The sequence below is a fragment of the Synechococcus sp. EJ6-Ellesmere genome, assembly GCF_024345875.1.
GTDB lineage: Bacteria > Cyanobacteriota > Cyanobacteriia > PCC-6307 > Cyanobiaceae > Regnicoccus_A > Regnicoccus_A antarcticus.
The window spans coordinates 1-12,108 of sequence record NZ_JAGQBY010000096.1 but is presented as its reverse complement, the minus strand read 5'-3'; the positions used below and the strand labels follow the sequence as shown (position 1 = coordinate 12,108).

Here is a 12,108-nt window from a genome sequence, read left to right as displayed (position 1 = left end):
GGGTTCATAGTGATTGAATGGAGCTGCACAATCAGCTCCTGAGCAGTCATCCTCTGGCTGCACCTGTTCACCCTCCAGACAGGGTCACAGGACCTTCTGAGTTACACCACTCAAAGGGGCGCTACCCAGTATTCTCCACACCATCCCCTTTTGACGATCTGTTCGCCGACGATCTTCTCGACTGCGGCGAAGTGGTGGAACTGCTTCCGGTCTGGACCCACTGCGGCCGAAGGATCGACCTGCAGGCACGGGTGCTGGGCTGGCAGCCAGTCAGCATCTGGCGCGTGATCGACGATGCCCAGGCCACCTGGAGCGGCAACGATGCCGCCGCCTGGGAGGCGTAGGGACTCGGATCTCCGCCACCCATATCCTGGTGACAAGCTTTTCTGGGCGCAACGGCTAATGTTTACGCGCCACTCAGGCTTCTCTCTACATCCTACAGGCTATCAATGCAATTTGTTCATCTGAGCATCGGTGAAATGGCCATCCGGCGCGAGTCGCTGGTTTCCCTGCCTCGCAAATCAGCAAAGCAAGATGCCGAAAGCCTGATGGCGAAGCACGACTTTGATGTTGTGCCTGTGTGCGACGACAGCAGCGATTTGATCATCAATTTTTGGAAGAGAGAGCCGGACCCCGGGAAGATCATTCGCAAGGCCATTCGAGTAGAAGATTTAATCCTAGCTTCAACTCCGGCTGACCATGTTCTTGAACACATGCTTAAGCGACAAAGGAAGTTTTTTTTCGTGCGCACGCACATGAAGGTCACTGGCCTGGTGACGGTCTCAGACTTCAATGACAATCCATTTCGGATCTCCCTGTTTTCACGTGTCGCCATACTGGAGACACTGCTGTGCAAGTTAATAGAAAAGCGCCTTGCAACAGAGCAAATCGTGCAGAGGATCAAAGGGAGGCAGCTTGATTTCATGCATGCCGACAAGGCAAAGGGCTTCAACCACACCCCGATTCACTACTTGTATCTGAGTGACTTGCTCAGCCTTTGCCTGGAAAAGGGCATTCACAGGGAGCTTGGCTTTGCTAGTCGAAGCAGCTTTGAAAAGATGAACTCTCTTAATGACCTCCGCAATCAGGCCGCTCATACGAATAGATCAATTTTGCATGACTATGTCGATGTGCAACAGCTTACCGATAGACTCTTCAAGCTCGACGATCTTAGCTTTCGGGTCAGAGCTGTTCTGCACCATGAGTGCGATATTCCACTATTTGAAGAAGCTGTCAAGTTGCCAGCGGGTTCGCTTGCCTCTGAATAACTGCCCAGGGCATACTGCTGCTCTTTTGCGAAGCCCGAAGTCTTTCGAGGCACCCACCCACGCCTTGCTTCTGCTTCCCGTGAATAATCGCATCAGTCTAGAATGATATGAATCCACGGGTGTAACGATATGAACCTAAGGGGTGACATTTCTATGCCTTGCCGCTGCCACCTGATGATCGGCCCCCCGGCTAGCGGCAAGACAACTCTCGCGCATCGCCTGGCACCACTGCTCAGCGGCCCAAGCGGCGAGTCCGGGCTGGTTCTCTCCACCGACGTGATTCGTGAGGAGCTGTTTGGTGATGCCAGTGTGCAGGGGCCCTGGCCCGACATCCGTGACCGCTTACTCCAGCGGCTGCATGAGGCTGTGGATCATGACCTCCCTGTGATCATCGACGCTACCCATGCGATGCGGCCCTGGCGTCTCTTCTATACGCAGTTCCTTGCTTTCAGCAGGCCAGTGGAGTGGATCGGGTGGTGGATGAAGACCCCCCTACCCACCTGTCTGGAATGGTCCAGGACACGCTCTCGTCCCATCCCAGAAGAAGTGATCCGCGACTACGTAGCCGCAGTGAGCAACAAACGCTTCGGGCCGGATCGCAGCGAGGGCTTTGCCGCCATCGTGACGTCCAACCCCGCCAAGGAGAGCCTCGGGGCCTCAGAACTGGATGCGATTCTCAAGAAGCTCGATCGCAGGATCACCAGTGCTCGGAACCGCGACAGCACGAAGCTTGCGCATCTCCATCGCTACTCCAAGTTTCTGGATCTGGAGCGTCTGCTGTTCAGCATCCGGCTGTTGAGCTGCTTCAACGGCCTTGATGATCGCGACCCGGCAACCGCCGCTGGCTTGCGGGAGATCCTCAACCCCCCACCCTCCGGTGATCTGGCAGAGCGTGCAGCGGCCTACCTCACCAGCTGGAAGGAGGTTCATGGCGGCAACGGTGAGTGCTACGGCGATGCCGCAGCCATCCGTAGCGACCTGGCCTGGTTGGAGGCCAATGGCTTCTTCCGTCTGGACTCCAGCAGATACGAACCCATCGATCTCGGCACCCATGGACCCGCTGAGGGCAGCACGGTTAACGGGGGCTATCCGGCTCTTGCGGACAGCCGTGTGTTCCGCAGGGTATTCACCCTGCTGCGGCACGTGCTGCAGGAACCGTTCGATGCACCGGAGCAATCCGACAGGGATGCAGTTGCCTCAGGGAAGCGGAAAGGAGGGCAGCCCAGCGGCTTCTATGGCTACCTGATCGATTCCCTGGCCGACATTGAAGGGGCCTATGCACCGGGGCAGGAGGCCCTGCTGCGCAAGGACCTCGAGGGGGTACTCACCCCCTATGGCTTTCGCCCCGAGACCACAGGCAAGGGTCGATCCGACAGCATCAGGCATGGTTTCTTCATCGGCAGCGCCCTCCTCTCTGCTGATCAGCTCCTGGAGGTGTACGCAGCCTTGAAGGGCGCTCAAGAGCGCCTAAGCGATCAGTCCCAGCAGACACTGCTCGATCAGCTCGAGGAGCGCTTGAGCTGGGCTGGGCTTCTGCAGCTGGAGCGGCAGGGCCAACGCCGTAGCCGACGGGCAGTCGCTAATCGCTCCTTCACCGAGGAGTGTCCGCACACCCTGGCCAGCCCGACCCAGGCGCAACGGGTGGAGCGAGCCATCCGGGATCGGCGCCGGATCAGCCTGCGCCACCTGCCGGATCCACCGCCCAGCGAGCAGGAGCGGCGGCGGGGCAACGACGGCAGCTTCGTGGTCTGGCCTCTTCAGCTGCTGTTTCACAACATCAGCTGGTATCTGGCCTTCGAGCGCTATGGCATCGGCACCGAAGAGGGTCTGACCCAGACTCTGCGCCTCGATCGTCTCGTGATGCTCGGGGAAGACGGCAACGCCCGCCGCAACACCGAAGCCGAGCACAACGCTGCACTCCAGCGCCTGCAGCATCTGCTGGATCTCTGCGGTGGGCTGTATTTCGGTAAAAGCCTCGCCGGCCAGCTGGCGATCAGCGGCCAGCTGCGAGATCCCGAAATTGAAGACGCTTCACCCGGTATCGCCGGCATCGAGTGGTATGACCGCCTGCGCTTCTCCTGCACTCCAGCGATCTTTCGCCTGATCCGCGAGGAACCGAAGCGCTTCCCACCCGCACACACCCGCTACTCCAGGCCAATCGCCGACGTATCGGAGTGGGAGCAGGGCCCGCAGGATCAACTGGAGCCCAACCCTCCCAGCGACAGCCATCCCTATCCCGTCGAGATCCTGTTGCCCCGCTGGACGGTGCATGACGACTGGGACCTGCACGCCTGGTTGTTCCGCTACGGCGCCGGCATCCGCATTGAGCAGCCCTTGCGGCTGCGCGAGAAGCATCGAGGGATGGCCAGCGATGTGGTGGCGATGTACGCCGCCTCAGAGTCTGGACAATGACCGCTGACCATCTTCACCATCCTGCTCGGCAGCCTGGATCCTGATCTGTTGAGCTGATCGAGCTTGGTCGATCGCACGAGTTGCCTTGAAGGGACGGATTGTTTCACGGATGCTGATGGAATCGTCAGACGTCAGATCCGTGCCCGCTACTGCATCCTCCCATCGCGTCGTCATCAATACCAAGGGAATCGGTCTTGAGCTCACTGCCGCATCAATGGACTGGCTGCGGAGCCACGGGTCCGAGGCGGTGGTGGCCAATCCGCGCTACGGAACGCCCAATCTCCCCTATGGCCCGACACTTCGGTGGTGGGAACCACAGGTTCTCGTCGATCAGAGCCTGACTCGACATGACCCGCTGGTTGTCCAGCTCGTCGAGGAGCTCGGGCCTGCCGCCAGCCCCCGGGGATGCCTCCAGGTGCGGACCGTGGAAGGTCCCTATCTGATCGACAGCACCACCGGGGTCGAGTGCCTCATGCAGCCGAGCGACATCAACTGGGTTCGGATCAAATCGTGACTGCAGGATCATCCTCATCGATCTGCCGATGAGCGCCCAAGTCGTCCTGATCGTTCCGCCTTTTCTTCAATGCTGTTCTCCCATCCAGAAGCCCGCAGCCTGCTTGCCAATCGACACCGCCGTACTCCTTGCGTACTCCTGCTCGACACCTCCGCCTCGATGGAGGGGGAGAAGATTCGCCGCCTTGACAGAGGCTTCCGTACCTTCCGCCAGGACATCCTGCGCAGCCCGATGGCCTCGCAGAGCGTGGAGCTGTGCGTGATCAGCTTCGGGCCGGTGAAAGTGCACTCCGACTTCTCCCTGCTGCACGAGATGAGGGAGCCGCGCTTTGAGGCAGGCGGCTGCACGCCGATGAAGGAAGCACTCGAGCTGGCGATGGTGAAGGTGACCCAGCGCAAGCAGTCCTACAGAGAGCACGGCATCAGTCACTACCGCCCCTGGATCTTCCTGCTCACCGACGGTGAGCCCACCGACAATGAGGGCTTGTTCTCCGACAGCTACCAACAGCTCCTACAACCTCTGCAGCTGGCGGAAGCGGAGAAGAAGTTCATCCTCTTCACCATCGGCATCGATGTGTCTCCCTGCGGCCGTCAAGTGCTCAACGAGCTCAGCCGTCCGTTCAAGGGCCGCTGTCTGGATCTGGCCAACCTGAAATTCGAGGAGATGTTCCTCTGGCTGTCGGGCAGCCTCAGCCGCGTCTCACAGTCCACTTCCGGCGAGGGGGTGCAGCTTGTGAACCCGCGCGTGGGCGATGACCTCTACGACGGCTGGGTGCTGTGAGGAGTCGTGTCCGCCTGGCCACAGCCCAGCAGCGCGGTACACGGCACGCCATGCGCGGCGAACCCTGCTGTGATCGCTTCCTGGCGAAAGCTCACCGATCCGGTCCGAGCGGTTTCGTCATCTGCGACGGGGCAGGAGGGAACGCCGCGGTGGCCGCTGCTGCCGCCCTTGGCGCCCGCGCCGGCTGGAGAGCCCTGCTGGCGGTCCACCGCCAGTTGCGGCGCACGCCGCGCAGGGCTCCTGCGCTGATGGTGCTGCGGGAACGATTCCGCCGTGCCTTCTTCCATGCACGTCCACAGGCTGCTCCGTTGATGAATCACACCGTGCTGGCCTGCCTCTGGGATCGCCACTATCTCGTGGTGGCCCAGGTGGGCGACTCCAGCCTGCTGCTGCGACGTGGGGGCGAATGGAGCCTGCCCCTGCCCCCGGCCAAGGGTGATTTCGCCAACGAAACCACCTTCCTTCGGCCGGACACCCCCACCGAGGCGATCGGCCTGTGGTGGGCACCGGCGATGGACATCGAGGCGGTGATCGGCTTCTCCGATGGCCTCGAGGCGGCCTTCCTTGCGCCCCAGCCCGGAACACCCCATGTGCTGGTGCCCAATCGTCCACTGGCCGAGCTGGTGATCGGGGAGCACAGGCGGCGCCACGGTTCGCGCGGCTACCCCACCTGGCTGGCGTCGTCGCTGGCCGATCCGGCGCTGCGCGAGCTCAGCGACGACGACCTGACCCTCGTGATCGCGGCCTGAGTCAAGCCGTATGGCACGCACGTTCCTCACCGACAAAGGCGAGTCCCTCAGCCTCCAGCTCACCGCCGGATCCCGTCTCGGCGCCGGGGGGCAGGGGCAGGTGCACACCGCCCGCCTCGGTGGCGAGGTGGTGGCCGTGAAGCTCATGCGGAAGATCGATGCCGACAAGCTCCGGGCCCTGAACAAGCTGGAAGCTCGCTGCGGTGCGGTGACGACCCTGCCGCGCCGGCTTCTCTACGAGAACGAGGGAGGAAGGCCTGGGTGCTTGGCGGGCTACGCGATGCGCCTTGTGGACCGGAACAGAAGTGTCAGCGCGGCGCGGCTGTTCAATTTCGAGCAGATCCGCCACCTCCCTCACTACACCTGGGCCGATGCGGTGCTGGCAGCCCTGCGGCTGGCCGAATCGGTGGCGACGCTCCATCGCCACGGCGTCGTGATCGGCGATCTCAACCCAGAGAACGTGCTCTTCGAGGCGGCCACGACCCTTGCGGACACCGCCACCTGGCGGGCGATCGTGCTCGACACCGACAGCTTCCAGATCAAGGAGTTCGGCGGGCGCCACCACCACTGTCCGGTCAGCCGGCCCCTCTACACCGCGCCGGAGCTGATCGGCTGCGACTTCTCCCACAGCTGGCGCCAGGTGAGTGCCGACGACTTCTCCCTCGCCGTCCTGATCTATCAACTGCTGTTGCATGACCATCCCTACGACAACGCCATCAACGACAGCGAGCCTGACCTCGCGGTGGCTGCCAAGATCAGCTGCGGGCTCTATCCCCACGCCGCCATGCCGCCGCTTGGTCTGCGGGCCAGTCCCTTCCGGCCGGCGCCCAGCCAGATCAGTGAAGCGATCGATCAGGCCTTCCGCCGCAGCTTCTCCGCTCACGCGAACCGGCGCACACCCGGCCTGCGGCCGTTCGCCGTCGAATGGGTGGGGCTTCTGCGGGAGCTCCACGGCCAGGTGGTTCCATGCCGCAAGAGCCGCCATCACCATCACCCCCGTGGCAGGGAATGCCTTTGGTGTGGTGTGGACGAGCGGAGCGGGCAGGCCATCAGCAGGTTCCCCAATGCCCTCCCCCACTCCGGATCAACCTCCTCTGCTCCACCTGCGGTGGCCGAGGCGACGTCCCCGCCTGCCGCTGCTGCCGGCCCGCTGCTGCACCGCTACGGGGGGCTGCATCGGCAGCTGCTCGTCCACCAGCAGCGATGCCGCTGGCTCATTGGGCTCCGGGCCGAACTCGCGGCCAAGCTGCTGACGCTCGAGCGCTCGTTGGCAGAGCTTCACGCCCAACACGGGGATGCGGCGCAGTGGATCGACCGGACAGCCCTGGAGCGGCGCCTGAGCTCCAAAGCCTCCTGGTTGAGGCGCCATGTGCTGGGGCGGGGTGGGAGCGATGCCCAGCGGCAGGAGAGCCTCGGGCGGCTGCTGCAATTCGTGGACGAAGCGGTCAAGACCTTCCTGGTGTTCCTGGACTGGGTGCAGAGTCGGCACGAGCATCTGCTCGAACATCTGGCCGCGCTTGACCTCACGCCGCTGGATCATGGATCGGATCACCCAGCGGATCCGGCGGCGGAGGCGCTGGCCCTGCTGCAGAGCGCCGTTGAGCAGCAACAGGAGGCGTGGCTGACCCGTCAGCTGGAGCAGGAGATGATCCGCTCCTGGCGGATCGAGGGGTTCGGGGCACGGCGCCTGGAGCTGCTTGAAGCCCATGGCCTCCTCCACGCCGAACACCTGCGCCGCAACATCGATCGCCTCACGGTCATTCCCGGCATCGGCAAGGGTCTCCAGGACAAGCTGAAGGTCCATCTCGCGGCGGTGATGGCCGGTCATCGCTGGCAACTGAAAGACCGCACCTGGCCGCTGGGGCTTGAGGATCTGATCGATCTGGCCGGCTTCGCGCGCCTGGCGGCCCTCGAGGACGAACTTCAGGTCCTGGGGAAACAACTGAAGCGGGCCGATCAGTACCTCGTGAAATTGAACGAGCAGGTCGCGAGTAAGACCGCTGAGCGTGATCGGCTCCTGAACGCCTTCCTTGCCATCAGTTAAGACCCCTTGCGCTGCAAGCGTCCTTGGTGGATCGCACATGAAGCATCTTCGATGCGGCCGATCGCGGCGATCCTGGTGGGAGCGACAGAGAGAAAGCGATGACCCTGCCCCACGATCACTCCGGCCCCAGGAGCTTCCGCTATCGCTTCCGCGCTGGTAAGCCCATCGATCCCAACGAGGGCCTCCACCCCGAAATGACTGACGACAACCAGCCCCAGACGGTTGCGGCCGGCATCCCCGACAGTCCCCAGCAACTCATCGCCATGCAGAACAAGGATCAGCGACCCGAGAAGCCCGAGCGCGGGCAGAGCGTCAAGGTGAAGGAGGTGCTCGATCTGATCAACAAGCTCGAAACCAGTGCCGTCGAGGATCAGCAGATCGCTCTTGAGCTGGTGCGTCATCTGGAGTCCTTCCACGACGGGATCGTCGAAGAGATGCAGGAGGACGACGACGCCAAGCACAGCCAGATCGTCGCTTGGGCGATCGACGCCGACCGCCTGATGCGCGCCCGGGTGTTGCTGGACTCGGTCGATCTGGACTGAGACCCATCGCATGAGCCCCCGCTTGATCAGTCGTTCCCTGCGCTGGGCCTGCCTATCGGCCGTCGTCAACGGCCTGATTCTCTACTTCTGCCTGTAATCCTCGATGCCGTCCCGACCCAACCGCCTGATCACCCCCACTCAGCTGGCCCTCTTCAGCCGCAGCCCGGTGATCGGCGCCTGGAGGGAAGAACTGCACGTCATCGACCCTCAGCGGGCACCGCGGCCGGAGACCGAGTCGCTGGATCAGCTTCTCTTCGATGCCGGTCTGGAGCACGAGCAGGTTCTGATCCGCAACCTCCAAGCTGCCGGCAAGAGCGTGGCCGAACTGCCCGGCAGGCAGCTTGAGGAGGACTACGCCGCCACGGTCGAGGCCATGCGCTCCGGCGTGCACTACATCCACCAGGCCTCCTTGAGCAACGAGGAGATGCGCGGCTCAGCCGACCTGCTCGAGCGCATTGAGCAGCCCTCCGCCCTGGGCGACTGGAGCTACATCCCGATCGAATGCAAACTCTCCAGTCACTCCAAGCCCATCTACCTGGTGCAGGCATGCGCCTACTGCGAACTGCTCACGCCGCTTCTGGGGCAGCGGCCGGATCGCTTCAAGCTGTACCTGGGCGGTGGTCGTTTCGTGGAGGGCCCCGATGGCTATCGGGTGGATGACTTCTGGCCCTGGTACCTGCAGTTGCGGGAGCGCTACCGGCTGTTCCGCGCCGGGTTTGATCCAGGCCAGGAGCCGGAGGATGCGCCGGGAGATCACGGCCTCTGGACGCCGTTCATCGAGCAACGGCTCCAGGAAAAGCGCGACCTGATCCTGGTGGCCGGCATGCGCCAGAGCCAGCGCGCCAAGCTCCGCGCCATCGGCATCAGCACCATCGAGCAGTTGGCGGATTGGCCGGTCGCTGAGCGTGTACCCGGCATGGATGACGCCGTGTTGGCACGCCTGCACGACCAGGCCCAGATCCAACTCGCCACCGACCGCGGCGAGGGCGATGGCGAAGGGCGCCCCGCATTCCAGGTGCGGCCTCCTGAGCAGCAGACCCGCGGGCTGGCGATGCTGCCCATCCCTGATGCCGGCGACATCTGGTTCGACATGGAGGGCTTCCCGGACCCGATCAGCGGCGAGAAACTCGAGTACCTATTTGGAGCCAGCTACCGCGACGAGCGGGGCGAGCTGCAATTCAAGCCGTGGTGGGCCCATAACCCGGCCGAGGAGAAGCAGGCCTTCGCTGGCTTCATCACCTGGGTGCAGCAGCGCCGCGCCCACTATCCGGATCTGCACGTCTACCACTACGCCAGCTACGAGAAGACGGCCCTGGGCCATCTCGCCTCACGCCATCAGATTCACCAGGCCGAAATCGATCAGTGGCTGCGCGATGAACTGCTGGTGGATCTGTTCCCAGTTGTCCGCAACGGCCTGCTGGTGGGGGCTCCCAGCTACTCGATCAAGAAGGTGGAGCGTCTCTACGGCGATGCGCGCTCGGAGGAGGTGGAGAGCGCTGCCGATTCGGTGGTGCAGTATGCCGAATGGAGGAAGTCTGGTGAACCTGACGTGCCAGGCCGGAGTGACGGGCAGAGCCCGCTTCTCCAGAACCTCGAGGACTACAACGCCAAGGACTGCCAGGTGACCGAGGGGCTGCACCGCTTCCTGCTCGGTCTGCCTGTCATCCAGCAGATCCCATGGCGACCCAACAAGTGGGGTACGGCGGCGGCAGAAGAAACGGAGCAGAGTCAGAACACCGCCTATGAGAAGGACCTTGAGGTAGCGGCCCGCGAGCTGCTGCAGGAGCTGCCCAACACGATCGACGATCCGGATGCGTCTGGCCCTCGCGGTCTGAGCTGGCGGCTGCAGAAGCTCGTGGCCCAGCTGATCGACTTCCAGGAGCGGGAAGGGAAGGTGGAGTGGTGGGAGTTCTTCAACCGCTTGCAGATGACGCCGGAGGATCGGGAGGACGACAGTGAGGTGATTGCCGGAGCTCGCCTGGAAAAGGTGGAGCGGGTGACGGGCCAATCGAATGGCTACCGCTATCGGTTTGATGACAGCCAGCCCTTGAAACTCTCCGCAAAGGCGAGCTTCAACCCGCGCTTCGCCGTTGTGCCGCTGCTGAGCGATGGCAAGCGCCTGCTACCGCTCCAAGCCCTGCTCAAGGAGGGCACCAAGGTTCTTGATCTGGAGGGCCTTCTGGACGATGAGCAACCAGATCAGGTCACCCTGAAGATCACTCACAAGCTTCTGGGCCAGCTGAAGGAAGCGGGTCTGCCCGGCGGCGATCTGCCGCGCCAGGCCGATCTGGTGCCATTGCCGAAGCAGATCTACAAGCGGATGCTGGCCCATCTCGTGCGGCTGGCCCAGGGGTGGGTGTTTGATCACAAGCCCCTGCCACCGGCACTGCTGCATCTGCTGGAGCGCCGCCCCATTCCGGCATTGGTGGATCTGAACCAGCGGATCCGCCATGAACCGAATACCGCCGCTGCCGAGCTCACGGCCTTCCTGAGCAAGGCTGATGGCCTGGGGCTCTCCCTACAGGGCCCCCCCGGCACCGGCAAAACCACCGTCACCGGTGCGCTGATCGCGGAGTTGGTGGGTACTGGCCAGCGGGTTGCGGTGAGCTCCACCACCAACGAGGCCATCAACAACCTGCTCAAGCGCGTGCAGGAGTGCCTTGATGCCCGTGGCAGCAGCGCTCTGGTTGTGAAGGCCTCCAGTTCCACCGGCCACAAGGCAGACGTGAAGTCACTGGGTGGCACGAAGGTGCAGGCGCTCACCGAGAAGGATCTTCCAGACAACCCCGAAGTGCTCGGGGCCACGGTGTTCACCCTGGTGAAGGAGGCCTACGACGGTGCGCCCTTCGATCTGCTCGTGATCGATGAAGCCGGGCAGGTGCCCCTCAGCAACCTGCTCTACATGAGCCGGGTGGCCCGCAACATCCTGCTGGTTGGCGACCAGCAACAGCTCTCCCAGCCCAATCGGGCAGCCCATCCGGAGGACAGCGGCTTGAGCTGCGTCGACTACGTGATGGACAACCATCCGGTAGTGCCAGCTGACCGCGGTGTGTTTCTGGCCACCAGCTGGCGCATGCCGCCCGCGCTCACCAAGGTGGTGTCGGCGCTCTTCTACGACGGTGAACTGCAAGCCGCCGAGGCCAACAGCGCCAACCGGGTGCTGTGGGATGGGCAGCAGCAGGGGCTCCTGTTTGAAGCGGTGATGCATAACGGCAACGGCACCATCAGCGAGGAGGAGGTTGACCACATCGCTGCCCTGGTGGAGCAGCTGCACGGCAGCCCCTACGAGCGGGTGAGGCTGGTGGATGGAACACTGCAGGTACAGGAAGGCGTGCTCAACGGCCGCGACATCCTGATCACAGCCCCGTACAACCTGCAGGTGAACCTCCTGCAGCGACGCCTCGGCAACAAGGCCCGGGTGGGAACGGTGGACAAGTTCCAGGGCCAGGAGGCGCCGGTGGCGATCCATTCGCTCACCGCCAGCGACGGTGATGCCGCACCGAGAGGGCTTGGCTTCGTGCTGGATCCCAACCGCCTGAACGTGGCGATCAGCCGCGCCCAGTGCCTCTCAATCGTGGTGGGTTCTCCACAGCTGGCCACCGGCATCAGCCGCAGCGTGGCGGAGGTGCAGCAGCTCAGCCGGCTATGCCGGTTAATGGGCAGCCTTCAATAGGGAACCTCGAAAAATCCAGTAATGGCTTGATTAAGCGACCAGTCCAGTTATAATCACGAAGCGCTGTTTACTTTGGCTGTGGGGCAAAGAGGCTTCTGGGATGAGCAGAACAGAGTCTCCAAGCTT

General features: G+C 63.1%; 9 protein-coding genes. All 9 read left to right on the top strand.

Annotation, left to right across the window (positions count from 1 at the left end; translation table 11 throughout):
- The first annotated feature begins 194 nt into the window (after positions 1-194).
- The 9 genes from KBY78_RS11255 (at position 195) to KBY78_RS11215 (ending at position 11,982) form a co-directional block, all read left to right on the top strand.
- Positions 195-344 (top strand): hypothetical protein, encoded by a 150-nt coding sequence (locus KBY78_RS11255; protein ID WP_255143662.1) that lies wholly within the window; start codon positions 195-197, stop codon positions 342-344.
- Between the two features lie 135 nt (positions 345-479).
- On the top strand, positions 480-1,268 hold the full coding sequence (locus KBY78_RS11250; RefSeq protein ID WP_255143661.1) for a hypothetical protein: 789 nt from the start codon (positions 480-482) through the stop codon (positions 1,266-1,268).
- A 174-nt stretch (positions 1,269-1,442) separates the two neighbouring features.
- On the top strand, positions 1,443-3,680 hold the full coding sequence (locus KBY78_RS11245) for an AAA family ATPase (RefSeq protein ID WP_255143660.1): 2,238 nt from the start codon (positions 1,443-1,445) through the stop codon (positions 3,678-3,680).
- Positions 3,681-3,789: 109 nt separating this feature from the next.
- Positions 3,790-4,194, top strand: a complete 405-nt coding sequence (locus tag KBY78_RS11240) for a hypothetical protein (protein ID WP_255143659.1) — start codon at positions 3,790-3,792, stop codon at positions 4,192-4,194.
- Between the two features lie 69 nt (positions 4,195-4,263).
- A complete protein-coding gene (locus KBY78_RS11235; protein ID WP_255143658.1) occupies positions 4,264-4,974 on the top strand; it encodes a VWA domain-containing protein in 711 nt (236 codons plus the stop codon).
- Entirely contained in the window at positions 4,971-5,723 is a 753-nt protein-coding gene (locus KBY78_RS11230) for a protein phosphatase 2C domain-containing protein (protein ID WP_255143657.1), read from the top strand. Before KBY78_RS11235 ends, KBY78_RS11230 begins: the two co-directional genes overlap by 4 nt.
- 10 nt (positions 5,724-5,733) lie before the next feature.
- A complete protein-coding gene (locus KBY78_RS11225) occupies positions 5,734-7,767 on the top strand; it encodes a protein kinase domain-containing protein (protein WP_255143656.1) in 2,034 nt (677 codons plus the stop codon).
- Between the two features lie 98 nt (positions 7,768-7,865).
- Positions 7,866-8,309 carry a hypothetical protein gene (locus KBY78_RS11220; protein WP_255143655.1) on the top strand — a complete coding sequence of 148 codons (444 nt, stop codon included), beginning with the start codon at positions 7,866-7,868 and terminating at the stop codon, positions 8,307-8,309.
- A 103-nt stretch (positions 8,310-8,412) separates the two neighbouring features.
- Positions 8,413-11,982 carry a TM0106 family RecB-like putative nuclease gene (locus KBY78_RS11215; RefSeq protein WP_255143654.1) on the top strand — a complete coding sequence of 1,190 codons (3,570 nt, stop codon included), beginning with the start codon at positions 8,413-8,415 and terminating at the stop codon, positions 11,980-11,982.
- The last annotated feature ends 126 nt before the right edge of the window (positions 11,983-12,108 follow it).

Bases quoted from the DNA above. Each gene is read 5' to 3' on its own strand.
- KBY78_RS11235 (WP_255143658.1), top strand. From the start codon at position 4,264: ATGCTGTTCTCCCATCCAGAAGCCCGCAGCCTGCTTGCCAATCGACAC.
- KBY78_RS11250 (WP_255143661.1), top strand. From the start codon at position 480: ATGGCCATCCGGCGCGAGTCGCTGGTTTCCCTGCCTCGCAAATCAGCA.
- KBY78_RS11225 (WP_255143656.1), top strand. From the start codon at position 5,734: ATGGCACGCACGTTCCTCACCGACAAAGGCGAGTCCCTCAGCCTCCAG.
- KBY78_RS11245 (WP_255143660.1), top strand. From the start codon at position 1,443: ATGATCGGCCCCCCGGCTAGCGGCAAGACAACTCTCGCGCATCGCCTG.
- KBY78_RS11240 (WP_255143659.1), top strand. From the start codon at position 3,790: ATGCTGATGGAATCGTCAGACGTCAGATCCGTGCCCGCTACTGCATCC.
- KBY78_RS11215 (WP_255143654.1), top strand. From the start codon at position 8,413: ATGCCGTCCCGACCCAACCGCCTGATCACCCCCACTCAGCTGGCCCTC.
- KBY78_RS11220 (WP_255143655.1), top strand. From the start codon at position 7,866: ATGACCCTGCCCCACGATCACTCCGGCCCCAGGAGCTTCCGCTATCGC.